The sequence below is a fragment of the Vibrio sp. SCP2 genome (assembly GCF_059295395.1).
This window is the reverse complement of sequence record NZ_JCAFVV010000034.1, coordinates 1-463: the sequence shown is the minus strand read 5'-3', so window position 1 is coordinate 463 and position 463 is coordinate 1. Positions and strand designations below refer to the sequence as shown.

Below are 463 nucleotides of genomic sequence, written 5' to 3'. Positions count from 1 at the left end.
GTTGCTCACCACGAGTCCCACACTGCGGTCACTGCTGCTCGGCACCGTGACGTTACCTGTCCACACTTTTTTGTCTGCCGTCGCCGCCAGTGAACTGATGGCCGTGCCGCCCAAAGTCGCGGTCGCAGACTGCAGCTCTTTATCAAACTCCAGTCTCACATCAACACTTTGACCAATGGCTTGGTAACCCGGAGTAAAGCTCGCAGCCGTTAAACTTGGCTTCGCTCGGGTCATTTGCACCGTGCCTGTCGCTGGCGTCGCCACCGCATTCAGGTTGTTCTCCCCTTTTACCGTCACGGTAATTTGGCCGTCTTGCAGCGCACTCATGTCTAGGTTCACATTCCAGCTACCATCACCGGATACATTGACGGTCGTTTCTGGGGTTTTACCACCGTTCGTGTCGCTCGCTTGAACCGTTAACGATTCTCCCGCTGCAAAACGCGTACTGCTACCTGTGATAGCC

Annotated in this window: 1 pseudogene; it reads right to left on the bottom strand. The window is 55.5% G+C overall.

Features of this window, described 5'->3' with window-relative positions:
• Positions 1-463, bottom strand: a pseudogene (locus AC5O63_RS22420) (tandem large repeat); the annotation flags it as partial.